Below are 26,451 nucleotides of genomic sequence, written 5' to 3'. Positions count from 1 at the left end.
TGGAAAACGTCAAGGCCACCGCCACCGACGCCGCCCAAAACGTCAAAACCGAAGGCCAACAAGCCGCCACCGACGTCAAAGACCGCACCACCGACGCCAAAGACAACGTCCAAAACACCTAATCCGCCCCTCGCGGCACCGCAAGGCAACAGCTCTGTTCGACAGGCCGGCATCGCTTCCCGCGGGCCGGCCTGTTCGCTTCGCCCCTGATTGAGAGGACACCCAATGGCCACTCACGACGATTCCGAGACCAGTACCGCCAAGGCGGGCCAGGCACCGGATCCAAACGACACAAGGAAACCCGGCAGCCCCAGGGACCTGGATAAGCCCTCCTGGAAATACATCGCCAAGAAGACGCTCCGGGAGTTCAGCAAGGACCAGTGCCCCGACCTGGCAGCAAGCCTGACCTATTACGCAGTTCTTTCGCTGTTCCCCGCCCTGCTGGCGTTGGTGTCGCTCCTTGGCCTCTTTGGCGATCCGCAAAAGACCACTAATGCCTTGCTGGAGATCGTGCGCGGTTTCGCTCCTGGAGAAACGGTCAATACGATCAGCGGACCCGTGTCCGAATTGACCAGCGCCCCGGCGGCCGGGTTCACCCTGATAATCGGCATTGTTACGGCGCTCTGGTCCGCCTCCGGCTACGTGGGTGCTTTCGGCCGGGCCATGAACCGGATCTACGAGGTGGATGAGGGCCGCGCCTTCGTCAAGCTGCGCGGCACCATGCTTGGCGTAACCCTCCTGGCCGTGGCCATCGTGGCGCTGCTGGCCGGCATGCTGGTCCTCAGCGGGCCGGTTTCCGAGGCAGTGGGCGGCTTGATCGGCCTCAGCGGCGCCTTCCTCACGGTCTGGAACATCGTCAAATGGCCGATCATGATCGTCCTGATCATTGCCATCATCGCGGTGCTTTACTACGCCACACCCAACGTCAAGCAGCCCAAGTTCCGCTGGATGAGCATGGGCTCTGCGATCGCCCTGGTCATCTTCCTGCTTGCGTCGCTGGGCTTCGGTTTCTACGTGGGCAACTTCGGCAACTACAACAAGACCTACGGCGCCCTGGGCAGCGTAATCATCATGCTGCTGTGGCTCTGGATCCTGAACATGTCGCTCCTGTTCGGCGCTGAGTTCGACGCCGAGGTGGAGCGCGGGCGGGAACTCCAGGCCGGTATCAAGGCGGAAGAAACCATCCAGCTGCCGCCGCGGGACACCAAGAAGAGCGAGAAGCTGCAGCAGCAGATGGACGAGGACGTCAAGCACGGCCGTGAACTCCGGGAGAAGTACAGCTCGGACAACGGCCAGGAGGGCCAGCAGGGCTCTGGTGACAGCCAGGACGGACAGCCTGCCGGGAACGGGCAGAACGGTGACCGCCCCGAGGAGAGCCACCGGGACAGGGTCCGTGAAAAGGTGCAGCACCGCGCGGGCAACGGTGAAGCCGATGACGGGGGCCGACGCAGCGGGACCGCTTAGCCTGCGGCAGCAGAGCCGCACAGGGGACTAGGCAGGACCTTCGAGATGGAGGAAAATTCATCTTGAAGGTCCTGTTTGGTTTTCCCGGGTTTCAATACACCCGGGGTAAAGCGGGGTCGGCGGTGAGATGGCCTCTTCTGAGACCGAGGCCAGTCCCCCCAGTCGCCGTCGGCCCCCTCAATCTGCGTGCTCCACGGTTGGGAATGGACAAGGCGCGCTGACGTGCAATACTTTCTTGAATACTCTGCCGTAACTTCTTAGGGGGCCGGCAGGACCGCTGAAGCAGACGGCGGCAATAAGGTCTACCCGAATGAGCGGAAATGACTGCTACCCATTTTGAACAGTTTCTTGCCGAAGCAGTTATCCCGGACAGGGAGCCCGGGTTGGGCCTCGGACGCGACGAACTTTACGGCCTGTACACGAGCTGGTGCCTCCTGCACAAGGCTGAACTGCAGCCGCCGGCGGCCCTGTGGGAGGCTATGCAGGACGCGGGGTTCGACCCTGACAGCAATAACCTCTCCATGACCGGACCTGCCGCGGCGGACTACATCGTGGCCAGCGCTCCAGACTTGGTATGACAGCCGGGACGGATGGCCCGGAGGCCGTGTCAGGCCAGGATGCCGAAACGCATATGAAGACGGACTGAGTCCGCGGGTGGGGCTGTTGCCGAAAGGCAGCAGCCCTTTCCGCATGCCGGTCCGGCCGCGCCGCACGGCGCCGGCTACGGCTGCGCAAGCGCCAGGAGATAAGCGGCGAAGCCCCGCGGTGCCCGTCCCGCAGTCCTTCCTGACGTGAGGACCCGGGTAGTGTCGGTGGCAACAATGCCTGCGCCGCTCCTGCGAAGCCGGTTAACCAGCGCCCGGTCTTCATCGAAGTCGATACCGGGGAAGCCACCTGAGGCAAGGTAGGCGGAGGCACGGACCCCAAGGTTGGCACCGTACACATGGGAGTGGTTCTCGACGCTGGCGTGCCGGGCATGCCAGCGGGCCAAGATCTCGTGGTGCATGCCGCACGGGTCCGGTTGCACGGTACCAAGGACAACATCGGAACCAAGACCAGCCAGCTCCAATTGCCGAACCAGCCAGTGGTCCGGCACGCATGAATCGGCATCTGTATTCGCCAGCCATATCCGCCGCATAGGGACGCTTGCCCCTGTTCCGGCCCCTTGGGGAGTCCCGGCGTCGTTCTCCAACGCCGCACTGACACCGGCCTGCCTGCTCTTGCCCACACTCCCGAAGCTCACCGGCAGGACCCTGTACCGCGGGTCCCCGGAAGCAAATTCCGCGGCCACAGTTGGGGACCGGTCGGTGCATTGGTCCAGGACAACCACCACGCGCACGCCGACATCCGGCAGTTCCGCCTTGACCCGGTCCGCCGCGCCGCTGACCGCGGTCAGCGCGCGCTCCAGGTGCTGCTCCTCATTGTGCGCCGGTATGACAACCGCAACCCTCTGGATGCCGCTGATGCCCGGGACAGCCGATTGTTCTGAAGCATCTTCGCCAGGGGCCGCATTGGTCATTCCGTCGCCCCGCTGCCCGGAGCAACCAGGACTTCCAGCACGAAGTCCCGTTCCTGGTAAAGCCCGGCGGTCCGCCACCCCAGCCGCTGCCGCGCAAGTGCGTGGACGGTGTCCCCGTTGAGCTCCCACCCGGTTATGGGATGCCGCCAGTGGCACAGGAGCAGGGTTCCGCCGGGTTCCAGCGATTCCTCGATCCGGTCCCACAGCCGGGCCAACTCATCGGCGGCAAGGTAATAGCCCACTTCGGAGACCACCACCAGGTCAAACGTTCCCCCGGGCCAGGACTCAGGCAGGACACGCTGCTCCACCTGCACCCAGGGGCTGCCCTCCAGCAGTTGACGGGCCCGCCGCACCGCGGTCCCGCTGGCGTCCACCGCCAGCAGGGCACGGCACCGGGCGGCCAGCAAGGCCGTCAACGTCCCGATGGAGCAGCCCACTTCCAGGCCGCGTGCATAGGATTCATCCGGAAGGGCCGCGAGGGTGAGTGCACGCTTGCGCCGCTCGTACCAACTCCCGGTGTAGTTCCATGGATCCACCGAGCCGTTGTGGACGCCGTCGAAGACCGCCTCGGCCTCAGCGCTGGAATGCCAACGGCCGGGTGGACTTTGCGCGGGCGTCCAGGCGAATACCTCGTAGCCACGCGAGAAGTGCTCCAGGAATTGGCCGCTGAGCAGTGTTTCATCCCCGGGAAGCGGCGACAGCGGCTGTACCTGTGTTGCGTGCTCCGCCATGGCCCGCTTCTTGGCCTCGCGGGCACGACTATCCAGATGGAAGCGGACCCACGGGCGCCAGTCCTTATCCTGGGGTGTGGCCCAGTGCCAAAACCAGATGGGATATTCCAGCAGTGCATGGCCGTCCTGCCGCGCAACCTCTGCCGCCGCCGCACCAAGTGCATCGTGGTCGCCGTGCCCGTCAGCCCGATACGGGGCCACGAGGGCGAGCCGGCCCGCGTCGCCGGGCAGCCGCTGTGCAGCGTCCCGGATGGCAGCGGTGATGGCTTCCGTATGGCTTCCAAGCCCGCGGTCCGGCAAGCCGATGAAGGTCCAGTGATCCTCCAGTCCCAGGGCGGCAAGGGCCGCGGAAAACTCCGCCACCCGGACAGTGGCCAGTTGCTCCGGCGTGGTGGTGGGCGAATCCGGATGCGATCCCTCCCCCGCTGTGCAGAGCAGGACTTCCACCGCGGCTCCCAAGGCCACCAGCGAGGCGATGAACCCGCCGGCGCCGAGTGTTTCGTCGTCCGGATGCGCTGCCAGGACCACGAAGCGCATGCCCGCCAGTTCGGTGGGAGCGAGCGGAACCTCGGGTGCCGCCGCCAGTGCTGTCACGGCCCAGGCTGCCTCGCTGGTCCCCTGGTCAGTATGCGAGAAGGTCACCATGGGCAGTCACCCTTGAGCGCAAGCCTGCCCAGTTGGGCATCGTCCCGTGCGCCGTGATGCTGCCGGACGTAGAGCGCCAGGTCCGCCATTCTCTTGGCGTACGGTCCTTCGAATGCGAGCGGCCCCGGACCGCGGTTGGAGCCAACCAGTTGAAGGACACGTTCGACGGCGGCTGCAACAGTTCCGCGAACGCGGTGGGCCTCGCTCCAGGTACTTTGGCCCGGCCCACTACCGAGGGTGCCATCGTCCAGGCGCGCTGCGGTCCGGGCAAGATACTGCAGGGCAGCTGTGAGGGTGCGGTCCACCTCCCCGAGCGCGGCGAATGCCAGCTGGTCCGGTTCCCGCCCCGCGTCGGCGCCTGCAAGCAGTCCGGTACGGAAGTCCCGCGCCACGCCCACTGCCCCGCCCAGCCAGCAGGCGGCGACACCCATCCCGCCCCAGGCAAATCCCGGCCGGCCGTGGTACCAGCCGGTTCCACCCACTGGCGTCGCCGGGACCCGGTCGAAGTGGACGCTTCCACTGGGTATCTCCCGGAGCCCGCGCGCAATCCACTCCGGTTCCTCGCATGCCACGCCGGAATGGCGAAGGCTGACCGCGAAAGCCGCCCTCCCGCCGTCGTCCGTGTGGGCTGTGATGATGGCGCGGTCCAAGCGCCGGGCAAGGGAGCACCAAGGCTTGGACCCGCTGAGGACGGTCCCGGTACTCGCGGGGAGCGCTTCAAGCCTGGCCCCCGGCGCCTCCGCGGCAAACACACCCCATGCCCCATCCCTGGCAGCGTCCGGCATGGGATGGACGTCCGGAAACTCCTGGGCGGCTTGGGCCAGAATGGCGACGGCGTCGAGGTGCGGCTCGAACACCCGGGCCGCTGCCACATCGGTGGCAGCCACAGAGGCCAGGAGCTCCCATAACACCGCCGTGCGTCCTTCGCCTGGCCGCGGCCACGTCCGTCCCGCCTCGACAGCCAGCCGCAGCAGGGCAGGGACGTCACCAGTTGCAGCAGCGACTGAATCAAGGATTGAGATCCATGGGGAGAGCTCCGCGGGGGTGGAGCTTAGGAGCACGGGGGCAGGCGCCGCTTGCAAGTACGACCTCCATCGAAGGTGTCCGATGGGGCACCGGACGCATCTCCTCAGCTTACTTATTATTTTGCGGGAGGATGCGCGCCAGTGCGAACCCGTCCCAGCCTTTGGAGCCGACCGTCTGGATGACCGTGGCGTCCAGCCGTGGGTGGGCGCCGAGCAGCTTGAGCGCCTCGATGATGCCGGGCGCGTTGACCGGGTCGATGTCAGGGTCCAGGACGGCACCCTCCCAGATCGTGTTGTCCAGTACGACGGCGGCCCCCGGCCTGCCCAGCCTGACGGCCCAGTCAAGGTAGCGGCTGTTGTTTTGCTTGTCGGCGTCGATGAAGATGAAGTCGAACGGTTCCCTCTCCTCTTCTTCGAGGGCAGCCAGGGTATCCAGTGCAGGGCCCAGCCGGATTTCCACCTTTTCACCCAAGCCGGCGGCATCGATGTTCGCCCACGCCACCTCCGCGTGCTGGGGCAGGTATTCGCAGGTGACCAGTGTCCCGTTGCGGGGAAGTCCCCGGCCCATCCAGATGGTGCTGTAACCCGCCAGCGTCCCGATCTCCAGAATGCGGCGGGCTCCGGACAGCTGAACAAGGAGCTTCAGGAGCTTCCCGGCGTTGGGTGCCACCTCGATGGCCGGCATCCCGGCCTCGGCGGCAGCGTGGATGGCCTGCTGGACAGCCTCGTCCGGATGCACCACCGCAGTGGAGAGAAACTCCTCGGCGGCAATCCATTCCGGCCGGGGCTTGTGCTCGAACATGGGCACAGTTTGGCACGCGGCGTCCCCGGGGGTCCAGATACTTTGGCCCCTCCTGCCAGGCTTAGGGCTCCTGCGCCAGGGCGCCCTCCAGGCGCTCGACTTTCGCCGTCAGCTCACCGCTGTATCCAGGCCTGATGTCGGCTTTGATCACCAGCGAAACACGGCTGCCGTAGCGCCCCACGGCCTCGGTGGCACGTTTTACGACGTCGAACACTTCGTCCCAGTCGCCTTCGATGGTGGTGAACATGGAGTCCGTCTGGTTGGGCAGCCCGGACTCCCGGACGATCTTCACGGCGGCCGCAACGGCGTCGTGTACTGACGCATCGTTGGGCCTGGACCCTTCGCTGGGAACGCCTGACGGAGCAACAGAAAATGCAAGCAACATGCTCCCCAGTCTCGCATGCGGCCGCGGGGGCCCGCAGGCCGGAACGCCGCGGGCCGCCGTCACATAAGCGCCTACCCTGAAGTAACCGTGTTGGCCGCAGGCTCCGTTGCTAACCTTTTGGGCATGAGCCTCGCAGTCGCCCGAAAACCCCTCCGCGCAGACGCAGCGCGGAACGTGGACAAAATCATCACGGCGGCGCGCCAGTGCTTCCGGCAGTTCGGCCCGGAAGTACCGCTCCAGACCATCGCAACCACCGCCGGCGTGGGCCCGGCCACCCTGTTCCGCAACTTCGCGGACAAGGAAGAACTTGTGCTTGCAGCACTTAACCGGCAACTCCGGTTCACCGTGGACCCCGTCATGGACGGCGCCCTGGCCGATATCGATGCCGCTGCAGGCCTCCTGCGCGTCCTCGAAGCCCTGATGGCGGCGGCGAGCGACGATGCGAACCTGCTGTGTGCCGTGGCCGGCCGGCGCGAGCTGCTCACCGGAATCACAGGTTCGCTCATGGAATCCATCAGCGTCCTGCTGGCGCGCGGGCAAGGCCAGGGCAGCCTGCGCACGGACATCTCCATGACGGACATGTTCCGGCTGCTGGCCATGCTGATCGGCGTAGTGGACACCATGGAGCCCGGTTCTGATGCCTGGCGCCGGCCGCTGGCCCTGGTGGAGGATGCCATCCGTACAGTCCGCCCGTCGCGCCCGCTTCCCGTGTTGGTACCCGTCCCGGCTGCCCCTGGAATCCCAACTGTCCAACTGCGGCCCGGGGCCCGCCCGGAGTAGAGCCTGCCGCTTCGGCGCCGCCACGTACCTGCCGTCCGGTTCAGCACGCTTCGTCTTTGCCGGTTGCGGTGTTGGCCAATTCCGTTGTTAGCAGTGGGCAGGTGCAATACACTCGAGCTTGGGGTTAGGCAGCCAGCCTCGGTACTTCCACCTGGAGCGACCCATGCACTTCGCGCCTATCCGCCCTTCGACGGCAGCACCGAGATGAACCACCCAAAGCTTCTCCACTACATCGCCGGTCCCCTCGGGCCTGAGGACGTCCTGCCTACGCTGACAAACGGAGAGCTCGTCGAACTGCTTGACGCCCTCTACCAGAACCTTGATACCCCTGAGCCTGAGTTTGGCGCGCAGGTGTGGTATGACATGGGCGTGGAGGAAAGCTCCCGCCGGTCCGTTTCCCCTGACGGCGCCGCCCACGGGGTGGCATAACCAACCGCCATTACCCACGGCTTCACCAGCACCTGGCCGCCGGTCAGTGCCGCCCGGTTGTCAGGGTTTTTCCCCGCCCGTTTCCCCAGCGCCCGTTGCCCCACCTTTGGTGCTTTCCTCGGTCCTGTCTTCGGGGTGGTGGGAAACCTGGCGCCCTGTCCCAAGGTGTTCATGTCCGGCATGTTCATGTCCGTGATGCTCATGGAACTCGTTGGGAACGTGGTCCTTCGCTTCCATCAGGTGCTGCTGGAGTTTCTCCTCGGCATCCCGGCGCCTCCTTGCGGTGTCCCGCAGTTCCCGGGTTGATTCCGAGCCACGGGGATCAAGATAGGCGGCACGCGGCTTTGCGGACTGTTCTGCTGCCGGTGCTCCCGCGCCCTGCTCTTCCCCAAGGTTCTTTCCGGTGTCCTCGGTGCCCTGGTCGTCCCGCGGCTCAACAGGCCGTGACTGTTCGTCCATCTCGATTCCTCCTTTGGTGGCCGCCTGGGTGTGGGCTGCCTCTCTTCCAGTGCACCACATATGGCACCCGGAATGCGGGCCGCTAAGCGTTGCCCGACTCTCCCCGCTTGCGGATCTCCCGGCGCACCAGTGCCTGCAGGGCCGGAACGGACGACGACGGATCCAGGTCAAGTGCCGTACGGATCCGTTGGGAGAGAAGTTCCAAGTCCTCGTCCGGTACGTCCGACAGGCCGGAAAAGCGCCTAAAGAAGCGCTTGGCAGGTAGGCCCGCCCGCCGTCGGGGGTTCCTGTGGCGGGGCCTGCCCGCTATGCCCCCTGCCGGATGCAGCTGATTTTCCATGGTTGCCGTTCATAAGGAATGCCATGGCCAACTGCATAAGCCGATCTCATAGTACAACCGGCACCCCGGCAGTAAAGTGACCTGCGTCACCACTTTGTGCAAGGCCCTGCCAATTCAGCTCCAGCCCGCTACCCTCAGCAGTGCTGCGGTGCCGGCTCCGGCGATGACCACCACCAGGAATGGTGCCCGCAGCACCAGCGCGATCGCAGCAGCGGCAAGGGCGCCCAGCCTGGCGTCCGCGGCAAGCGCCTGGCCGGATACCACCGCATTCACCACTGTCAGGGAAGCAAGCAGGCCGATGGTCATGGTTCCGGCAATGCGTGATGTACGCGGATCCTCAAGGAACCTGGCGGGAACGAAGTACCCCATGATTTTCCATGCATAGGCAAGCGCGCAGGCGATTAAGAGCCAGATCCAGAGACTCATGCATCTGCCCCCGGATCCGTGCCTTCCTTGCGCTGCACTCCAGCTCCGTGGCTGTCTCCGCCCTGGTGATGGCCAGGGCGGTGTGCGCCGTAAGGCTCCACGTCCGGTTCCAGGCCTTCGTCACGGCGGCCATGGCTGAACCAGCCCACGAGCGCTGCCACCACTGCGGCCACCAGGATAGGTACCCCGGCCGGCACAAAGGGAACGGCAACCACGGTGGCCACGGCACACACCGCCGCGATTGCGATGGGCTCCCGGCCCTTGAGCCGGGGCCAGAGCAGCGCAAGGAAGGCGGCGACCGCTGCACCATCAAGCCCCCACTGCTTGGGATCGCCCAACCCGCTGCCGGCGAGCGCCCCCACGGCCGTGAAGAGGTTCCACAACACGTAGACGCCAACTCCGGCGGTCCAGAATCCACGGCGCTGCTCCGCGGGATCCGCCTGGCCCGTGCTGGTGGCTGTGGATTCATCGATGGTCAGCTGGGCGCCGATGTACTTGCGCCAGCCGGTGGGCCGCAGCAGAGCGTTCAGCTGCATGCCGTAGATGCCGTTGCGCATGCCCAGGAGGGTCGCGGCACTCATGGCAGCGATGCCCGAACCTCCACCTGCCACCACGCCGATGAACGCGAACTGCGAACCACCGCTGAAGAGGAGCAGGCTCAGGGCCATGGCCTGCCAGAAGTTGAGCCCGGACGTCACTGCCAGCGCCCCGAAAGACACCCCATACAGGCCGGTGGCGATGCTGATGGAAATTCCCACCCTGACCGCAGGCGAGGCCAGCAGTTTCACGGCTGGCCGCCGGGCTTGCTTCCGTGTTTACGCAAGCTCCAGGCCCACAGGATCAGCGGCGCCTGGAACGGTAGCCGCGCGGTGTGGATCTTCCGCCGGCGGGGTGTGCCCTGTGGTCCGTACGCCCTGATCAGGGCGTCGACGTGCCCGGCCAGGAAAGCGGTGAACATCGCGGCCAGGGCTGTCGCTGTCAGCCTTCGGGTGGGCGGCAGGAGGATTCCGACGGCGGCTGCCAGTTCCAGCAGGCCGCTTACGGCGATCCATTCGTCCCGGGACAGGACGGCCAGCGGATGCTGGGCCATGCCGCTTTGGACCGCACCGGGAGCGGGGTCCTGCCGGCAAAGGTAGGCGGGAACTACGTCCCGGTAGAAGCCGGGATCCCTGAAATGCTTGTTTGCGCTGGCCAGCAGGAGGGCTGCCATGGCAGCTGCGGACAGGCCCTGGATGGCCGCGCTCTGAACGGACGGGCCCTTGACAGGGAGACTCCGAACAAAACGGCCGGACCAGGGAAAGGACATGGAACCACTCAATCACAGTCGAAGCGGCGGCCAGAAACCGGCGGGGCCCCGCCGGTGGCATGGCGGTTCGGTAATGCCTCATGGCCAGGCGGGTGGCGAACTTCCGTAAGGCGGTGGCGGGGACCGATAGTCCATCGGTTGGCCCGCAGCGAGCAACGGCGGGCCGACATAGCGGAGCTGCCCGTAGCTGCTGTCCAGGGTGCGGTATTCGGGGCGGGGCAGTTCCGCCGGGCTTTCCATGTTCCTGGGCAACGAGAACAGTTCCTCGGCGGTGCGGGCAAGGGACAGGTGTGCGGCGCCGCCACTCCCCGTCTGCCGGCGTCCGTCCAGGAGGCGGACGGCGGCCGCAGCTATGCCGTAACCCGTGGCATGGTCCAGTGCCTGCACCGGAAGGGCACCCGGGCGCCACCCGCCGTCGTCATCCTCTTTGCCGTAAAGGTTTGCGATTCCGCTGGCAGCCTGGACGATGCTGTCGAAGCCGCGCAGGCCGCTCCACGGCCCGCTGCTGCCCCAGCTGTCCAGGGTGATAACCACCAGCCCCGGATGTGCTGCCAGCAGTTCCCGCGGGTTGAGCCCAAAGCGGTCCAGGGCGCCGTGCCGGTAACCGGTGACCACCATGTCCGCACCGGCCAGCAGTTGCCGGAGCTGGCCCTGGTTCTCCGGGAGCCCGAGGTCGGCCTCCGCGCTGCGCTTGCCGAAGGCCGTGTCCACGAACTGGTCCCCGATTTCGGGAAAGGCGGGCGGGTCGATCCGCAGGACGCCTGCTCCGAGCGCTGCCAGCAGGCGCGTGGCCACCGGCCCTGCGATCACCCGGGTCAGGTCCAGGATCCGCAGTCCGTCCAAAGGCAATCCGTTGAGGGGCAGCCTGTTGCCGCCGCCGATAGCTGCGGCCGCAACAAAGTCCTGAAGCCCCAGGCCGGCAGTTGTGCCGTCCGCGAGTTCCAGGGCGATCCAGGGGCCAGCGCCCGCAGCACGGCCCATGTCCGAGGCAAGCCATTCGCTGCGTGTCCTGACGGCTGCGGCAATCCCACCGCTGCCCTGGATCAGGGCTTCGGCCTCCAGCGCATGCATGGTGCGAAGCTCCCGTTCCACCCCTTCCGCGGAGGTGGCGCCCAGCGCATGCAGCAGCCGCTGCTCGTGGTGCGGGTAGTTGGCATGGAGCCGGATCCAGCCGTCGGCAGTGCGCCGGAAACCCGAAAGTGGCGCGAAGCCCTGCGGTTTGCGCCCTGAGATCCGAAGGTGCCCAAAGGAATCGAAGGCGGCCGCGGTCAGCGCCGGCGTGGTGCTGAAGCGGCCAGGCGTACGCCCGTACAGGTTCAGCGCCTCCACCGCGGCTCCTACCGACTGCAGTGCCAAGCCTTCGACGTCGAGCGGCCCGGTCCACCACCTGCGCGGGGAGAAAGTGCCGACGGCGTCCATGCGCGCCCTACTTTCCCTGCGGCGAGGCCACCCGGAGCTGGTCAAGGACACGGCCCGGCACGTTGGTGGTGATCTCCTGGATGCCTAAATCCTGGCAGAGCGCCACGTCCTCCGGAGAGTCCACGGTCCACACCCGGAAGCGCCGGCCGGAGTCCAGCCAGCGGCGCACGGTGTCCGGGCGCTCGCGGACGTAGTCGATGCCAGGCCCGGCCATGCCCACCTCTCGGTCGTCCAGGATCCGTTCGCCCTCCAGCTGGGCAGCCTTCATCAGGTTGGCGATGGCGCCACCGGTAATCGGCCCTACGCCCAGTCCGCCACGGATCTCGTGGATGGTGAGATCGTCCACGAGCTGGCAGATGTACTGCGGCGGGACGGAACCGAGCAGGTGCCGGACAGAATCCGGGCTGAAACTCATGAAGGTCACGGCCACGTTGTCCACAGTGGAGCTTTGCGGCTCCCAGCCCTCGCTGCGGAGCACCTCCAGCAACCGGTCCTCCAGTTTGAGCTGGTAGGGGCTGGGGTGCTTGAGCTCGATGGCGAGTTTCACGGGGCGGCCCGCTCCGCGGAGGATGTCCAGCAGCTCAGGGACGGTGAGGAGCTGCTCCGAGCGCGCCCCGTACGCTTCCGGGATGCGGACGCCCTTCCACGACGAGAAATCCAGCTGGCGCAGCTCCTGCAAGGTCCGGTCGGCCACCGGCCCCGTCCCGTCCGAGGTTCGGTCCAGGTTGGCGTCGTGGAGCAGGACCAGGTGCTGGTCCCGGGTCAGGTGGACATCGCATTCAACGCCGTCGGCCCCGTCGGCCAGGGCCTGCAGGTAGGCGGCGCGGGTGTGTTCGGCATAGGCGCCGCTGGAACCGCGGTGGGCAAAGACCAGCGGCCGGTGCGGCACGGACTCGTCAGTTGTCATGGAAACACGGTAGCCGACCGGCCCGTACCTTCGGGGCTAGGCTTGGCACATGCAGGTGAACTCTGAGGCAACTACCGGGCCAACCACGCAGGAAGCACCCACCGAAGCAGTGCAGCAGGCGGGCACCAAGGCGGCAGGCGCCGTCGTAAGCCGCCAGCTCGGTGCCGGCGACGCCGAAAAGGCGGCCGCGCTGCGGAAGATGAAGCTGCTGGCCCTAAGCCTGCTGGTCGCCATGGCCGTGATATTTGTCTTCGCGTTCGCGCTGCAAAAGGACCATCCATGGCTGCAGTACGTGCGTGCGGCGGCCGAGGGCGGCATGGTGGGTGCGCTGGCCGACTGGTTCGCCGTGACAGCCCTGTTCAAGTACCCCATGGGCATCAAGATTCCGCACACCGCCATCATTCCCCGCCGGAAAAACCAGATTGGCGCTTCCCTGGGCGAATTCGTGGAGACCAATTTCCTTTCCGAGCAGGTGGTCCAGGACAAGCTGGCGAGCGTCAACATCGCCCGCCGGGCGGGTCAGTGGCTGGCTGCGCCCGGCGGCGCCGACCGCGTGGCCAAGGAAGGTGCGGCCGTTATTCGCGGCGCCTTCAAGGTTTTGAATGACGACGACGTCCAGTCAGTCATTGAAGGCATGGTGCGCAAGCACCTGCTGGCTCCGCCGTGGGGACCTCCGGCGGGCAGGCTGGCGGAGCGGATTTTCCACGACGGCCACCATCACACGCTGGTGGACCTCCTGGTGGACCGCGCAGCGGACTGGGTGGACGACAACCACGAGACCGTGACCCGCTTGGTGTCGGACCGCTCCCCCACCTGGGTTCCGCAGTTCGTGGACGGGCTGGTGGGCGACAAGGTCTACCTCGAGATCCTGAAGTTCGTGCGTGCCGTCCAGGCCGACCCCCGCCACCAGGTGCGCCAGTCGATCGACAAGTACCTCAACGACCTTGCGCAGGACCTGCAGCATGATCCCGCGATGATTGCACGCGCGGAGGACATCAAGGCACAGGTCCTGGGTGACCCGGAGGTGCGCGAACTCGCCTCCCGCACGTGGGGTACGGTCAAGAACGCGCTGCTGGGCGCAGTGGACGATCCCGACAGCGAACTCACCATCAAGTTCAAGGCAGCGGTGCGCGATTTCGGGTCGCGGCTTGTGGAAGACCCGGAACTGGCGGGGAAGGTCAACGCCTGGATCGGCGACGCCGCGGGTTACCTGGTCCGGACCTACCGCTCAGACATCGCCGGGGTCATCACGGACACAGTGGCGCGCTGGGATGCCGAGGAAACGTCGCAGAAGATCGAACTGCAGGTGGGCAAGGACCTTCAGTTCATCCGCATCAACGGCACGGTAGTGGGGTCCCTGGCCGGGCTGGCGATCTTCACGGTGGCGCAGCTGATTTTTGGGTAAGAAGTACAACGGCGGGACGCGGCCAGGGTGCTACTTCCAGCGGAAGCAGCGGCGGGATGGGATCCGGCAGCATTGCCGCCTATGCGAACGACTCGAGCCCTACGCCTGCAGCTTCAAGTCCTGCCCGAATGCGGGCTGCCGTCTCCACGGCGCCGGGGCTGCCGCCCTGCAGGCGCAGGGAGTCCGGCTGGATCGTGACTACGGATCCGTCGATGGCCACCACTTCGCCTTTTGTTGCCAGGCGGACCGCCCGCTCAACGATCGTGTCGACGTCGTGCAGTATGGCGTCTTCCCGTGAAAGCGGCACCAGGCTGCCGTCGGCGAAGTAGGCGCGGTCAGCGAAGGCCTCGGTGAACACAGGGTGGCCAGCCTCCTTGGCCTGCTTCAACAGCTCCGAGCCCGGGAAGCCCAGGATGGGAAGGCCTGGATCGTAGGCGTTCACCGCGGCCACCAGGGCGGAGGCCTGCTCGGCGTCATCGGTCAGCGTGTCATACAGCGCACCGTGCGGCTTCACGAAGTCCACCGAGGCTCCCACGGCGTGGGCAACACCGTCGAGCGCGCCAAGCTGGTACAGCACGTCGCCAAAGAGTTCATCAAAGCTCATGTCCAGCGAGCGCCGGCCGAAGCCCGCCATATCGCGGTAACCAACGTGTGCGCCTACGGTGACATCGAGTTCGTACGCTGCCCGGCAGCTGTCCAGCATGGTGACGGGGTCGCCTGCGTGGAAACCGCAGGCCACGTTGGCACTGGTGACGAGCTGGAACATTGCCGGATCGCCTCCTGCGGTCCAGGAGCCGAATGATTGGCCTACGTCAGCGTTGAGATCCAAGTATGTTGCCTTCCAGAGTCTGGTTGTCCGGCCCGGGAGCAGGGGTCAGCTCCCCCGGAATGGTGTCCGGCATCGGCCCAAACGCCTCCCGGGCGTTCTTGGCCACCGCACGGCCCATCACGAGGTTACCGGCTCCGCCCACAACGGCCCCTATGCCGAACGGGAGCGCACGGCCGAACAAAGCAGTCCCCTGGCGCTTCAGCAGGTTCTTGAGGAAGGCCTGCTGGATTCTCTTCCTAACACTGCCGAATCCCGGCATCACCATGGATTTGGAGAGCGCGTTGCCCCAGGTGTTGGTGGCACTGCCGGATGCCTGCCCGCTGAGGGATCCCAGCAGGGCTGTCCCTTCCTCGCCGAGCATGATGGCCATGACCATGGTGCCGGCCTTCTCGGGGTTGGTGAGGCGGATGCCGTGCAGCTCTGCCAGCGAGGTTGCGTAAAGGGCCGTTGCTTCCAGGAAACCTACGGTGGCGGCCGCGGAAAGTCCCAGCGACGCCACAGTGCCAACACCCGGGACGACGGCGCTGGCGCCCACCAGGGCGCCCCCACCGGTAACCGCCCGCAGGTAGTCCCGCTCGGCGATATCCGCCAGCTGCGCGGCGGTGGCCCGCGGATGCCGCTTTTGGAGCAAACGAATGTAGCCGACCACCAAGGGCCGCTGGATCTGCACTGCTTTCAGGAGCATGTTGTGGACGCCGGGCTTGGGCTTGCCATCGGCGTCGAACATTGCATTGTGTGCGGTTTCCTGTGCGATGCGTACTGCGGGGTTGCTGCGCCGGGCCATGGTCACCTTCATTCAAATCGACCTGCAGCGGGTAGGCTGCCGTGCCATTCCATCCTATGTGGATAAACACTAAGCATGCTGAACTTTCAGTTCCGAAGTCCCGGCCCGCCGTGGCCGTGGCCGTGGCCGGCACTTTAGTTGGTGGGGCCGGCCAGGTGGTTGAAGGTGTAAAGGTGGATGCCTTCCACCAACCCGCCGCATTGCAGTTCCGCGAGGACGGACTGGGGTGAGTAGTGTCCGCCCTTGAGCAGGCGGCGGCCAAGGGGACCCCGGCGGTCCAGGAATTTGAGGGACGGGCCCACACCGATCTTCGTGGCAAGCGAAATCAAGTGGGCCCGGGGAACTGCTCCGGCCACTCCCGCCCAGACGGGCAGCCGCACCCCTTCCCGGCGCAGCGTTTCGGCGTACCACTGGACGCGGGAGGCTGAAAAGCACAGCTGCGTCACCACTGAGGAGGCCAAATGCTGCTTTTCCAGCAGGGCATCAAGCATGTGCAGTTCGCTTTGGCCTGGGTGCCCTTCCGGGTAACCCGCCACGCCGGCCCGGATCGTCCCGCCGGACAACTCAGCGAGGTCCTCCAGCACCGGGAGGCTGCTTTCATATGGTCCCGCTGGTTTCCCCGCGTCACCGCCAACGGCGAAGACTTCGGTAATGCCGGCGTCGTGGCAGTTCCGGACTATGCCTGCGAGTTGATCACGGCTTTCGACGCTCCGTGCGGCCAAGTGCGGGACAACCTCGTAGCCAAGGTAGGCAAGCTCGATGGCGGCCCGGATGGTGGGCCCTACCCCTTGGTGGGGCAGGCAGGTAACCGTCAGGGCTGTCCCGGCGGGAGCGTTGGCCTGGACGCGGGCGGCGATGCCCTCGGACGGAATGACCTGCAGCCGGACCGGCAGCGCCTTATCCCCGGAACTGTCGGCCTGCCCCTGCGCCGGCAGGTCGGCCTGCCGCTGCTCAGACAATGAAGGAGCGGCTGCTGTCGTGGGCGATTGAATCGTCATGAGGAACTCCAGGTTTGGCCGGCCACGAATGGCACGGCATGGATCGGGTCCCTCCCCCCTCTGTATTGGACCTGAGAGATTCCGCAGACCCTTCAAGGGCCTGCTTGCACCGTCGGTGAATGCTGCCTGAGCAGCACTGCTTTCCAGAGTCGCCTCGCCGTGACGGTACGTGGGCCTGAGAGATTCCTGGGGAGGATTTGCTCCTACGGCGCCTGCCCGGTGATGGCCGGGAGAACTCTCCCGCCACAGCTCGAAAGGCTGTATTCAGATGTGGTGGTGCGGCGGCCGGCGCCAGGCCCCGTAGCTGGACGGGAGTATGGCGCCGGCCGCTCAAGGGACCTGCAGTCAGCGGAGGATGACCGTCCGGTTGCCGGAGAGGACGATCCGTCCTTCCGCATGCCACCGGACCGCATTCGTAAGCGCCTTGCATTCGGCGTCGCGGCCAACGGTGACCAGGTCCGCCGCCGAGTAGGTGTGGTCCACCTCGATGACCTGCTGCGAAATGATGGGTCCCTCATCGAGCTCGGAGTTGACGTAGTGCGCTGTGGCCCCCACCGTTTTGACACCGCGTTCAAAGGCCTGGTGGTAGGGCTTGGCACCTTTGAAACTGGGCAGGAACGAGTGGTGGATGTTGATGGCCTTTCCACTCAGGCGGGTGGTGGCCTCATCGCTGAGCACCTGCATGTAGCGGGCAAGCACCACCAGTTCCACGGCGAAGTGGTCCACCAAATCCAGCAGGCGTTCCTCCGCATCAGCCTTTGTTTCCGGCGTCACGGGGATGTGATGGAAAGGAACACCATGCCAGGCGGCGAGCGGTTCCAGGTCAGGGTGGTTTGACACCACGGCGGCTATCTCCACGGGCAACTCGCCACTGCGGGCGCGGAAGAGGAGGTCGTTAAGGCAGTGCTCGTACTTGGAAACCATCACCAGGATGGGCTGCTTCCGTCCGTGGCGTTCCAGGCGCCAATCCATCTGCCATTCCTGGGCCACCTGCTCGAAACCGGCCCGGAGCCGGGCGGTTTCCACATCAACCTGGGAGGTGACATGGATGCGCATGAAGAACCTGCCGCTCGCCCTGTCGCCGAACTGCTTGATGTCCACGATGTAGCATTCCTGCTCCAGCAGGAATGCAGCCACCGCCTGGACAATCCCCAGGGCATCCGGGCAGTGGAACGTCAGCACGAATTCCCTGCCCGTTTCCGGAGGGGTGGCTTGGAGCCGGCTGGCCTCGGATGGACGGGCCTCGGTGCCGATCACCGTTCGACCCGCTCTTCGACTGCTTCTGCCGCGGCACCCTGCCGCGTCGTCCTGCCTGATGCGGCGTCAGTGAAGTCCTGGTCTGCCTGCAGCTCAGCCTGGAACGTGGCGAAACGGGCCTGGTGCGCGGGCCGGCGGCGGAGGACGAACCATGCGGCGCCCAGCAGGACGAACCACACCGGGGTGACCAACAGGGCCACCAGCGTGTCGGGCTGCGTGGTCAGGGCCCAGAGCACGAAGGCAAAGAATGCGAAGACTACCCAGACCATGGCGATACCGCCGGGCATCTTGAACTTCGATGCCTCATGCAGGTGTGGCCGGCGGCGGCGGAAAGCGATGTAGCTGGCCAGGATGATCGACCAGACAAAGACGAAGCAGACGGCGGAGACGGTGGTCACCATGTCGAAGGCTTTCCCAACGTCCTGGCCCGCATACATGAGGACGACGCCGGACAGCAGCAGCACGCAGGAAAGGAACAGTGCGTTCTGGGGTACTTTCCGCCGGGACAATTTGCCGAAGACGTCCGGGGCGTCGCCTTCCTGGGCAAGGCCGAAGACCATGCGGGAGGTCGAGTAGATGCCGGAGTTCGCTGAGGACATCGCGGAGCTCAGCACCACGAGGTTCACCACGGTGGCCGCGGCACCAAGGCCGGCCAGCGAGAACATGGCGATGAACGGGCTGTGGCCGGCCTGGAACTGGGTCCAGGGCGTGACGGCCATCAGGATGATGAGGGCGCCCACGTAGAAGAGGAGCACACGGATGGGGATGGAGTTGATGGCCTTGGGCAGGTTCCGCTCCGGGTTCTTGGCCTCGGCGGCGGTGGTACCCACCAGTTCGATGCCCACGAAGGCGAAGACGGCGATCTGGAAGCCTGCCACAAAGCCCATGAATTCGTTGGGGAAGAAGCCGCCGTGGCTCCACAAATTGGTGAAGGTGGCAGGGCCGGCGTCGGACTGGAAACCGGTGAAGACCATGAACAAGCCAACGATGATCAGGGCAGCAATGGCGATGATCTTGATCAGTGCGAACCAGAACTCCGTCTCACCAAAAGCCTTGACGGTGGTGAGGTTCAGGAGGAGCAGGATGGCCACGGTGGCCAGGCCGGGGATCCACAGGGGTACCCCGGGCCACAGTTCACGGGAGTAGCCGGCGATGGCGATGACATCGGCGATGCCGGTGATGACCCAGCAGAACCAGTAGGTCCAGCCCGTAAAGAAGCCGGCCCACGGACCCAGCAGGTCTGCGGCAAAGTCGCTGAAGGACTTGTAGTTGAGGTTGCTGAGCAGCAGTTCACCCATGGCGCGCATGACGAAGAACAGCATGAATCCGATGATCATGTACACAAAGATCACGGAGGGGCCGGCCGCGGAAATGGTCTTGCCGGAACCCATGAAGAGGCCGGTGCCGATCGCGCCGCCGATGGCGATCAGTTGGATGTGGCGGTTGCTGAGCTGCCGCTCCAGGTGCGGGGCTCCGCCGCCGGGGGACGTCGGGGAATGGGTCGTCATTGAGGAACTCCATCGTTCGAGCGGCACCCGGGGTGTCGCAAAGATTGGATTTCCTCCCCGCTCTGTCTGGGACCTGAGAGTTTCCACTCGCCGGGATGGCGTGCTTGCACCGTCGGTGAGCCAGGACAGGGCCTGGCTGCTTTCCAGAGTTGCCTCACCGCGGCGGTACGTGGGCCTGAGAGTTTCCTGGGGAGGATTTGCTCCTACGGCGCCTGCTGAACGTACCGGCAGGGCTCTCCCGCCGCAGGTCAAAAGCGTTGCTTGGTAAATCAGTTTTCAGTTATCGGAGTGCATCCGCTGTGGACTTTCAGCCACAGCGCGGATTTTGGGCCTCCTGTGATCCCGGCCGGTGAACGGAGCGCCCAGCGTCCTTTGGGCCAGTTCCGTTGCCCGGTCAGATCACGGGGTTCAGTGTGGCGTCCGTCACGAACAAAAGTCAAGCCCAGCATTACGCCATCCGTAACGCTCCTGCCGGCGTGGTTCATGACGGCCAACTTGCCCCCGGGGCCGTCATCCTGTAGCTTGTGAGCCGAATCACCCACATTTCAATATGCCTTTCGAGCTGTGGCGGGAGAGTTCTCCCGGCCATCACCGGGCAGGCGCCGTAGGAGCAAATCCTCCCCAGGAATCTCTCAGGCCCATGTACCGTCACGGCGAGGCGACTCTGGAAAGCAGTGCTGCTCAGGCAGCATTCACCGACGGTGCAAGCAGGCCCTTGAAGGGTCTGCGGAATCTCTCAGGTCCAATACAGAGCGGGGAGGGACCCGATCCATGCCGTGCCATTCGTGGCCGGCCAAACCTGGAGTTCCTCATGACGATTCAATCCCTTCCGTCTGCCTTTGCGGACCGGCATATTGGTGCACGCCGCCAGGCTGACGTCGACACCATGCTCAAGGCCGTTGGCTACGACAGCGTTGGCGGCCTGGTGGACATCGCTGTCCCCAATTCGATCCGCCAGTCCAAGCCGCTGGCACTCAAGGGCGCCCTGAGCGAGGTTGAGGTGCTTGCGGAACTGCGCAGGCTTGCCGCCAAGAACACGACCGCCGTACAGATGATCGGCCAGGGCTACTACGACACCATCACCCCCGCTGTGATCCGCCGGAATGTCCTGGAGGCCCCGGCGTGGTACACCGCGTACACGCCGTACCAGCCGGAGATCTCCCAGGGCCGGCTCGAGGCGCTGCTGAACTTCCAGACCATGGTCCAGGACCTGGTGGGACTCCCCATCGCCAACGCCTCCCTGCTGGATGAAGCAACGGCCGTGGCCGAAGCCGTCCTCATGATGCGCCGTGCCAACAAGAACAAAGACGCCCGCGACGGCAAGACCGTCCTGGACGCCGATGTCCTCCCGCAGACCATTGCCATCGTCAAGGGCCGCGCCGAGGCGCTCGGCTTCGAGGTGGAGGTCGCCGACCTGTCCAAGGGCCTGCCTGAAGGTGCCATCAACGGCATCGTGCTCCAGCAGCCGGGCGTATCCGGCCGTGTGTTCAACCACGCAGGCGTCATCTCCGAAGCGAAGGAGCGCGGCGCTCTGGTCACGGTCGCCGCCGACTTGCTGGCACTGACCCTGATCACCCCTCCCGGCGAGCAGGGCGCAGACATCGCGGTCGGCTCTACGCAGCGTTTCGGTGTCCCCCTGTTCTTCGGCGGCCCGCACGCCGCGTACATGGCGGTGGCAAAGGGCCTGGAGCGTTCCATGCCCGGCCGCCTGGTGGGCGTGTCCAAGGACGACGCCGGCCTCCCGGCCTACCGCCTGGCGCTGCAGACCCGCGAGCAGCACATCCGCCGGGAAAAGGCCACATCCAACATCTGCACCGCACAGGCACTGCTGGCCATCGTCTCCTCCTTCTACGCCGTCTACCACGGACCGGACGGACTGAAGGCCATTGCCGAGCGCGTCCACAACAACGCCCGCGCGCTCGCCACTACCCTCAAGGTCGCCGGGCGGGAACTGGCCACCGAGACCTTCTTCGACACTGTCACGGTCTCCGTTCCCGGCAAGGCCGCCAAGGTCATCACTGCGGCTGAAGCACGCGGCATCAACCTTCGCTTCATCGACACCGACACCATCGGTGTCTCAACGGATGAAACCACGACGCCGGAAATCCTCTCCGCGATCGCCGTCGCCTTCGGCGCCGGTCCCGTCGTGGACGCGAAGGGCTTCGACCTGCCGTCCGAGGTGCTCCGCACTTCTGAGTTCATGCAGCACCCGGTCTTCAACACCCACCGGTCCGAAACCCAGCTGCTGCGCTACATCCGTAGGCTCTCGGACCGGGACCTGGCGCTGGACCGCACCATGATCCCGCTGGGCTCCTGCACCATGAAATTGAACGCCACCGCCGAGATGGAAGCCATCTCCTGGCCGGAGTTCGCCTCCATCCACCCCTTCGCCCCGGACTCCCAGACCAAAGGCTGGCGTGAACTGATCAGTGGACTGGAGGCCGACCTGGCGGAAATCACCGGTTACGACCAGGTGTCGCTGCAGCCGAACGCCGGATCCCAGGGCGAGCTCGCCGGCCTGTTGGCCATCCGCGGCTACCACCGTGCCAACGGTGACACCCAGCGCGACGTCTGCCTCATCCCGGCATCGGCCCACGGCACCAACGCCGCCTCCGCAGTCCTGGCGGGCATGAAGGTCGTAGTCGTTGCCACCGCCGCGGACGGCACGATCGACCACGAGGACCTGTACGCGAAGATCGAGGCGAACAAGGACGTCCTCTCGGCGATCATGATCACCTACCCGTCCACCCACGGTGTCTACGACGCGGACGTGACTGAGATCTGCGAGGCTGTCCACGCCGCCGGCGGCCAGGTCTACGTTGACGGCGCCAACCTGAACGCCCTGGTGGGCCTGGCCCAGCCGGGCAAGTTCGGCGGCGACGTATCCCACCTGAACCTGCACAAGACCTTCTGCATCCCGCACGGCGGCGGCGGACCCGGCGTCGGGCCTGTCGCAGCCAAGGCCCACCTGGCCCCGTTCATGCCCGGCGATGCTAACAAGGCAGCGCATGAGGAAGGCCACGGCGTGGCCATCAGCGCCTCGAACTTCGGTTCCGCCGGCGTCCTGCCGATCTCCTGGGCGTACGTGAAGCTGATGGGTGGCGAGGGCCTGACCGAGGCCACCAAGTCAGCCCTGCTCGCTGCGAACTACGTGGCGTCCCGCCTCAACGAGTATTTCCCCGTTCTGTACACCGGCGAAGGCGGCCTGGTGGCCCACGAGTGCATCCTGGACCTGCGCGAGCTGACCGCCAGGACCGGGGTCACTGCCGAGGACGTGGCCAAGCGCCTCATCGACTTTGGTTTCCACGCCCCCACCCTGGCATTCCCGGTGGCGGGCACCCTGATGGTGGAGCCCACCGAGTCCGAGGACCTGGCCGAGATCGACCGTTTCATCGAAGCAATGATCACCATCCGCAAGGAAATCGACCAGGTGGCCAACGGCGACTTCACTGTCCAGGACTCCCCGCTGCGCAACGCACCCCACACCGCGTCCGCCGTCGTGAACTCCGAATGGACCCGCCAGTACAGCCGTGAGCAGGCCGTCTTCCCCGTCCACCACCTCAAGCAGGACAAGTACTTCCCGCCGGTAGGCCGGATCGACGGCGCCGGTGGAGACCGGAACCTGATCTGCTCCTGCCCGCCGCTGTCCGAGTTCGAAAACTAAGGATCCCCCATGACTGAGAACTACACGGCTCTCTACGAAGAGCACAAGAAGCTTGGCGCCTCCTTCACCGACTTCGGTGGCTGGCAGATGCCGCTCAAGTACAGCTCCGAACTGGCCGAACACCACGCCGTCCGCAAGGCGGCCGGCCTGTTCGACCTCTCCCACATGGGCGAAGTATGGGTCACGGGCCCCGAAGCCGGCGCCTTCCTGGACTACGCCCTGGTGGGCAATCTGTCCGCTATCGCGGACGGCAAGGCCAAGTACTCGCTGATCTGCAATGAGGACGGCGGCATCATTGACGACCTCATCACCTACCGTTTCGGCGACGAAAAGTACCTGGTGGTCCCCAACGCCGGCAACGCCCCCACCGTGGCGGCCGCCCTCGCCGAACGGGCAGCCAACTTCGACGTGACGGTGGAGGACGCTTCGGCGGCTACCTCCCTCGTCGCCGTCCAGGGACCCAAGGCCGAGGCTATCCTGCTGAAGCTGACGGATGAGTCCCAGCACGCCCTGGTCACCGATCTGAAGTACTACGCGTTCAACGAGCTGACCGTCGCAGGACAGGGCGTCATCCTGGCCCGCACCGGCTACACCGGCGAAGACGGCTTTGAGCTCTTCCTGCCGAATGAAGGCGCCGCTTCCCTGTGGGAGTCCGTGGCCCAGGCCGGCGAAGAGTTTGGCATCATTCCCTGCGGCCTCGCATCGCGCGACTCACTCCGCCTTGAGGCTGGCATGCCGCTGTACGGCAACGAGCTGTCGCTTGAGCGTTCCCCGTTCGACGCCGGGCTTGGCCCCGTGGTGGCGCTCAAGTCCAAGGAAGGCGACTTCGTGGGCCGGGCCGCACTCGAGGCAGCCAAGGAGTCCGGCTCCAAGCGCAAGCTCGTCGGCCTGAAGGGCCTGGGCCGACGCGCCGGCCGGAGTGGCTACCCCGTCCTCAAGGACGGCAACATGGTGGGCGAGGTGACCTCCGGCCAGCCCAGCCCCACCCTTGGCTACCCTGTTGCACTGGCCTACGTCGACGTCGAGCACGCAGAGCTGGGCACTGCACTGGATGTGGACCTGCGCGGCAAGGCCGAGCCCTTCGAAGTTGTTGCCCTGCCGTTCTACAAGCGCCAAAAATAAGTCCTCGGGTTCCGGTGGGGCTGACATCCTCTGCGTGCGGCTCGTTCCTCGCTTTGACACACGCTGCCGGATACCAGTCCCACCGGCTCACTCCTCCCTCTTTGAACACCAAACTTAAGGAAACACACCATGGCAAAAGTTGCCGCTGAACTGAAGTACTCCGCCGAGCACGAATGGATCGCCGCTGACGGCTCCGGGCCGTCCGTGGTGGGCGTCTCCGCTGTTGCCGCCGAAGCGCTGGGCGACATCGTCTACGTGGACCTGCCCGAGGTTGGCTCCACTGTGACCGCGGGCGAGACCTGCGGCGAGATCGAAGCCACTAAGTCCGTCTCGGACCTCTACGCGCCGGTCACCGGTGAAGTCATCGAGATCAACGACGGCGTGGTGTCCGACCCTGCCGTGATCAACAACGATCCGTACGGCGCCGGCTGGCTCTTCAAGGTCACCGTCACTGAAGAGGGTCCGCTGCTCTCCGCAGAGGAATACGCCGAAGCGAACGGCGGCGAACTGTGAGTGCCCCCGCTGACACCGCAGTGTTCGAGCAGGTAGTTTCCCCGAGCCTCAACGCGGACCTGTCCGTCCTGGACCCGGAGATCGCGGCAAAGATCGACGACGAACTGGGCCGCCAGCGCGACGGCCTGGAGATGATCGCGTCCGAGAACCACACCGCCGCCGCGGTCATGCAGGCGCAGGGCTCGGTGCTGACCAACAAGTACGCCGAGGGTTACCCGGGCAAGCGCTATTACGGCGGCTGCGAGCACGTGGATGTCATCGAGCAGCTGGCAATCGACCGGGTCAAGGCCCTGTTCGGCGCTGGGTTCGCCAACGTCCAGCCGCACTCCGGTGCCCAGGCGAACGCCTCGGTGATGCACGCGCTGATCAAGCCCGGCGACACCATCATGGGCCTGAACCTGGCCCACGGCGGCCACCTGACCCACGGCATGCGGATCAATTTCTCCGGCAAGCTGTACAACGTGGTCCCGTACCAGGTCCGCGAAGATACCCACACCATCGACATGGCTGAGGTGGAGCGGCTGGCGCAGGAGCACAAGCCGCAGTTGATCGTGGCCGGCTGGTCAGCGTATGCCCGCCAGCTGGACTTCGCGGAGTTCCGCCGGATCGCCGACTCCGTGGGCGCGTACCTGATGGTGGACATGGCGCACTTCGCCGGGCTCGTGGCCGCGGGCCTGCACCCTTCCCCCGTGCCGCACGCCCACGTCACCACGTCCACCACGCACAAGACCCTGGCCGGTCCGCGCGGCGGGATCATCCTGTCCAACGACGCCGACATCGCCAAGAAGATCAACTCCGCCGTGTTCCCCGGCCAGCAGGGCGGGCCGCTGGAGCACGTGATCGCCGGCAAGGCCGTGGCGTTCAAGATCGCCGCGTCCGAAGAATTCCGCGAGCGGCAGGAGCGCGTCCTCGCCGGTGCCCGGATCCTCGCCGAGCGCCTGGTCCAGCCCGACGTCACGGCCAAGGGAATCAGCGTGGTCTCCGGCGGCACGGATGTGCACCTGGTCCTGGTGGACCTGCGCAACTGCGAACTCGACGGGCAGCAGGCCGAAGACCGGCTCGCCGCGATCGACATCACCGTCAACCGCAACGCCGTCCCGTTCGATCCGCGTCCGCCGATGGTCACCTCGGGCCTGCGGATCGGCACGCCCGCGCTGGCAACGCGCGGCTTCGGCGAGGAAGCCTTCCGGGAGGTTGCGGACATCATCGCCGAGGCATTGATCGCCGACGCCGACGCAGACCTTTCCGGGCTGCGTCACCGCGTAGAGGCCCTCGCAACGGCCCACCCGCTTTACCCGTCAATCACCAACCTCGCCTAAGTGCACTACCGTAGTTGCGTCCGCGTCCGCGTCGGCGGACCGGACATTTTCACGCGTGCTGCTCGTTCCTCGCCAGCTCGGCCAGGGAACCCGGACGGCGTGGTCACCACCGGGACCGGCGGACCGGACATTTTCACGCCTGCTGCTCGTTCCTCGCTTTGACGCAGGCTTTCGAAAAGTCCGGCTCCGCCGACCCCTTGTGCCTATGTCGCCTTTCGTTGGTTGAGCCTGTCTAAACCCAACCAAACACCTGTCTAGTTAGGAACCGTTCGCGTGGCTGTTGGCGTTTTTGATCTGTTTAGTATCGGGATTGGGCCTTCGTCTTCCCATACTGTGGGGCCGATGCGGGCTGCTGCCGTGTTCGCGGAGGAGCTCAAGGCGTCCGGGGTCCTGGCGCGGGTGGGGTCTCTGCGGG

27 protein-coding genes and 3 riboswitches are annotated in these 26,451 nt (G+C 65.8%); of the genes, 10 read left to right on the top strand and 17 right to left on the bottom strand.

Features of this window, described 5'->3' with window-relative positions:
• Nucleotides 1–225: 225 nt before the first annotated feature.
• On the top strand, nucleotides 226–1,464 hold the full coding sequence (locus IEW19_RS21280; protein ID WP_188573556.1) for a YihY/virulence factor BrkB family protein: 1,239 nt from the start codon (nucleotides 226–228) through the stop codon (nucleotides 1,462–1,464).
• Nucleotides 1,465–1,784: 320 nt separating this feature from the next.
• Nucleotides 1,785–2,042 (top strand): hypothetical protein, encoded by a 258-nt coding sequence (locus IEW19_RS21275; protein ID WP_188573555.1) that lies wholly within the window; start codon nucleotides 1,785–1,787, stop codon nucleotides 2,040–2,042.
• A 143-nt stretch (nucleotides 2,043–2,185) separates the two neighbouring features.
• Here IEW19_RS21275 and IEW19_RS21270 read toward each other — a convergent pair whose 3' ends face one another.
• The 5 genes from IEW19_RS21270 to IEW19_RS21250 all read right to left on the bottom strand — a co-directional run bounded on the left by IEW19_RS21270 (nucleotide 2,186) and on the right by IEW19_RS21250 (nucleotide 6,571).
• The gene (locus IEW19_RS21270) at nucleotides 2,186–2,983 is read right to left on the bottom strand and encodes a glycosyltransferase family 2 protein (RefSeq protein ID WP_188573554.1); all 798 of its coding nucleotides are present in this window, start codon (nucleotides 2,981–2,983) and stop codon (nucleotides 2,186–2,188) included.
• Nucleotides 2,980–4,359, bottom strand: coding sequence for a PIG-L family deacetylase (locus IEW19_RS21265; protein ID WP_188573553.1), 1,380 nt, complete (start codon nucleotides 4,357–4,359; stop codon nucleotides 2,980–2,982). Before IEW19_RS21265 ends, IEW19_RS21270 begins: the two co-directional genes overlap by 4 nt.
• Complete coding sequence (locus IEW19_RS21260) at nucleotides 4,353–5,441, bottom strand: acyl-CoA dehydrogenase family protein (protein WP_373283635.1); 1,089 nt, start codon at nucleotides 5,439–5,441, stop codon at nucleotides 4,353–4,355. The genes IEW19_RS21265 and IEW19_RS21260 overlap by 7 nt, the downstream gene beginning before the upstream one ends.
• A 52-nt stretch (nucleotides 5,442–5,493) precedes the next feature.
• The gene (locus IEW19_RS21255; protein ID WP_188573552.1) at nucleotides 5,494–6,186 is read right to left on the bottom strand and encodes an O-methyltransferase; all 693 of its coding nucleotides are present in this window, start codon (nucleotides 6,184–6,186) and stop codon (nucleotides 5,494–5,496) included.
• A 61-nt stretch (nucleotides 6,187–6,247) separates the two neighbouring features.
• The gene (locus IEW19_RS21250; protein ID WP_188573551.1) at nucleotides 6,248–6,571 is read right to left on the bottom strand and encodes a thiamine-binding protein; all 324 of its coding nucleotides are present in this window, start codon (nucleotides 6,569–6,571) and stop codon (nucleotides 6,248–6,250) included.
• A gap of 123 nt (nucleotides 6,572–6,694) precedes the next feature.
• On the opposite strand from IEW19_RS21250, the gene IEW19_RS21245 reads away from it, so the two are divergent.
• Complete coding sequence (locus tag IEW19_RS21245; RefSeq protein WP_188573550.1) at nucleotides 6,695–7,351, top strand: TetR/AcrR family transcriptional regulator; 657 nt, start codon at nucleotides 6,695–6,697, stop codon at nucleotides 7,349–7,351.
• 204 nt (nucleotides 7,352–7,555) lie between these two features.
• Entirely contained in the window at nucleotides 7,556–7,780 is a 225-nt protein-coding gene (locus IEW19_RS21240) for a hypothetical protein (protein ID WP_188573549.1), read from the top strand.
• A 60-nt stretch (nucleotides 7,781–7,840) separates the two neighbouring features.
• Here the strand turns inward: IEW19_RS21240 and IEW19_RS21235 are convergent, their stop codons facing one another.
• From IEW19_RS21235 to IEW19_RS21205, 7 genes are all read right to left on the bottom strand, one after another.
• Nucleotides 7,841–8,239, bottom strand: a complete 399-nt coding sequence (locus tag IEW19_RS21235) for a hypothetical protein (RefSeq protein ID WP_188573548.1) — start codon at nucleotides 8,237–8,239, stop codon at nucleotides 7,841–7,843.
• An 82-nt stretch (nucleotides 8,240–8,321) separates the two neighbouring features.
• On the bottom strand, nucleotides 8,322–8,444 hold the full coding sequence (locus IEW19_RS24010; protein ID WP_268236316.1) for a hypothetical protein: 123 nt from the start codon (nucleotides 8,442–8,444) through the stop codon (nucleotides 8,322–8,324).
• Nucleotides 8,445–8,693: 249 nt separating this feature from the next.
• Nucleotides 8,694–9,005, bottom strand: coding sequence for an AzlD domain-containing protein (locus IEW19_RS21225; protein ID WP_188573546.1), 312 nt, complete (start codon nucleotides 9,003–9,005; stop codon nucleotides 8,694–8,696).
• Nucleotides 9,002–9,793, bottom strand: coding sequence for an AzlC family ABC transporter permease (locus tag IEW19_RS21220; RefSeq protein ID WP_188573545.1), 792 nt, complete (start codon nucleotides 9,791–9,793; stop codon nucleotides 9,002–9,004). Before IEW19_RS21220 ends, IEW19_RS21225 begins: the two co-directional genes overlap by 4 nt.
• A complete protein-coding gene (locus IEW19_RS21215) occupies nucleotides 9,790–10,311 on the bottom strand; it encodes a DoxX family protein (RefSeq protein WP_373283634.1) in 522 nt (173 codons plus the stop codon). Before IEW19_RS21215 ends, IEW19_RS21220 begins: the two co-directional genes overlap by 4 nt.
• A gap of 78 nt (nucleotides 10,312–10,389) precedes the next feature.
• Complete coding sequence (locus tag IEW19_RS21210) at nucleotides 10,390–11,730, bottom strand: CoA transferase (RefSeq protein ID WP_188573544.1); 1,341 nt, start codon at nucleotides 11,728–11,730, stop codon at nucleotides 10,390–10,392.
• A 7-nt stretch (nucleotides 11,731–11,737) separates the two neighbouring features.
• On the bottom strand, nucleotides 11,738–12,637 hold the full coding sequence (locus IEW19_RS21205) for a glycerophosphodiester phosphodiesterase (protein ID WP_188573543.1): 900 nt from the start codon (nucleotides 12,635–12,637) through the stop codon (nucleotides 11,738–11,740).
• 49 nt (nucleotides 12,638–12,686) lie between these two features.
• On the opposite strand from IEW19_RS21205, the gene IEW19_RS21200 reads away from it, so the two are divergent.
• Nucleotides 12,687–14,042, top strand: a complete 1,356-nt coding sequence (locus IEW19_RS21200; protein ID WP_188573542.1) for a DUF445 domain-containing protein — start codon at nucleotides 12,687–12,689, stop codon at nucleotides 14,040–14,042.
• Between the two features lie 79 nt (nucleotides 14,043–14,121).
• On the opposite strand, the gene IEW19_RS21195 is transcribed toward IEW19_RS21200, so the two are convergent.
• The 5 genes from IEW19_RS21195 to cycA all read right to left on the bottom strand — a co-directional run bounded on the left by IEW19_RS21195 (nucleotide 14,122) and on the right by cycA (nucleotide 19,418).
• A complete protein-coding gene (locus IEW19_RS21195; protein ID WP_188573541.1) occupies nucleotides 14,122–14,871 on the bottom strand; it encodes a LamB/YcsF family protein in 750 nt (249 codons plus the stop codon).
• Nucleotides 14,855–15,655 (bottom strand): hypothetical protein, encoded by an 801-nt coding sequence (locus tag IEW19_RS21190; protein ID WP_188573559.1) that lies wholly within the window; start codon nucleotides 15,653–15,655, stop codon nucleotides 14,855–14,857. The genes IEW19_RS21195 and IEW19_RS21190 overlap by 17 nt, the downstream gene beginning before the upstream one ends.
• Nucleotides 15,656–15,789: 134 nt before the next feature.
• On the bottom strand, nucleotides 15,790–16,653 hold the full coding sequence (locus IEW19_RS21185) for a methylenetetrahydrofolate reductase (RefSeq protein WP_188573540.1): 864 nt from the start codon (nucleotides 16,651–16,653) through the stop codon (nucleotides 15,790–15,792).
• A 153-nt stretch (nucleotides 16,654–16,806) separates the two neighbouring features.
• Nucleotides 16,807–16,906, bottom strand: a riboswitch (glycine riboswitch).
• A gap of 92 nt (nucleotides 16,907–16,998) precedes the next feature.
• Nucleotides 16,999–17,910, bottom strand: a complete 912-nt coding sequence (gene purU, locus IEW19_RS21180) for a formyltetrahydrofolate deformylase (protein WP_373283633.1) — start codon at nucleotides 17,908–17,910, stop codon at nucleotides 16,999–17,001.
• Nucleotides 17,907–19,418: a D-serine/D-alanine/glycine transporter gene (gene cycA, locus IEW19_RS21175; protein WP_188573539.1), complete on the bottom strand. Its 1,512-nt coding sequence runs from the start codon at nucleotides 19,416–19,418 to the stop codon at nucleotides 17,907–17,909. The genes purU and cycA overlap by 4 nt, the downstream gene beginning before the upstream one ends.
• A 153-nt stretch (nucleotides 19,419–19,571) precedes the next feature.
• A riboswitch (glycine riboswitch) is annotated at nucleotides 19,572–19,669 on the bottom strand.
• Between the two features lie 307 nt (nucleotides 19,670–19,976).
• Nucleotides 19,977–20,076, top strand: a riboswitch (glycine riboswitch).
• Between the two features lie 153 nt (nucleotides 20,077–20,229).
• On the opposite strand from cycA, the gene gcvP reads away from it, so the two are divergent.
• From gcvP to IEW19_RS21150, 5 genes are all read left to right on the top strand, one after another.
• Nucleotides 20,230–23,082 carry an aminomethyl-transferring glycine dehydrogenase gene (gene gcvP, locus IEW19_RS21170; protein ID WP_188573538.1) on the top strand — a complete coding sequence of 951 codons (2,853 nt, stop codon included), beginning with the start codon at nucleotides 20,230–20,232 and terminating at the stop codon, nucleotides 23,080–23,082.
• A gap of 9 nt (nucleotides 23,083–23,091) precedes the next feature.
• Nucleotides 23,092–24,204: a glycine cleavage system aminomethyltransferase GcvT gene (gcvT, locus tag IEW19_RS21165; protein ID WP_188573537.1), complete on the top strand. Its 1,113-nt coding sequence runs from the start codon at nucleotides 23,092–23,094 to the stop codon at nucleotides 24,202–24,204.
• Nucleotides 24,205–24,333: 129 nt separating this feature from the next.
• Nucleotides 24,334–24,717, top strand: coding sequence for a glycine cleavage system protein GcvH (gene gcvH / locus IEW19_RS21160; RefSeq protein WP_188573536.1), 384 nt, complete (start codon nucleotides 24,334–24,336; stop codon nucleotides 24,715–24,717).
• On the top strand, nucleotides 24,714–26,036 hold the full coding sequence (glyA, locus tag IEW19_RS21155) for a serine hydroxymethyltransferase (protein WP_308420025.1): 1,323 nt from the start codon (nucleotides 24,714–24,716) through the stop codon (nucleotides 26,034–26,036). The genes gcvH and glyA overlap by 4 nt, the downstream gene beginning before the upstream one ends.
• 273 nt (nucleotides 26,037–26,309) lie before the next feature.
• Nucleotides 26,310–26,451, top strand: a 142-nt coding sequence (locus tag IEW19_RS21150) for a serine dehydratase beta chain (protein WP_308420021.1), incomplete at its 3' end; no start/stop codon positions are given.

The sequence above is a fragment of the Arthrobacter liuii genome (assembly GCF_014639275.1).
Lineage (GTDB): Bacteria > Actinomycetota > Actinomycetes > Actinomycetales > Micrococcaceae > Arthrobacter > Arthrobacter liuii.
The sequence above is the reverse complement of the archived record's forward strand: the minus strand, read 5'-3'. Positions and strand labels throughout refer to the sequence as shown.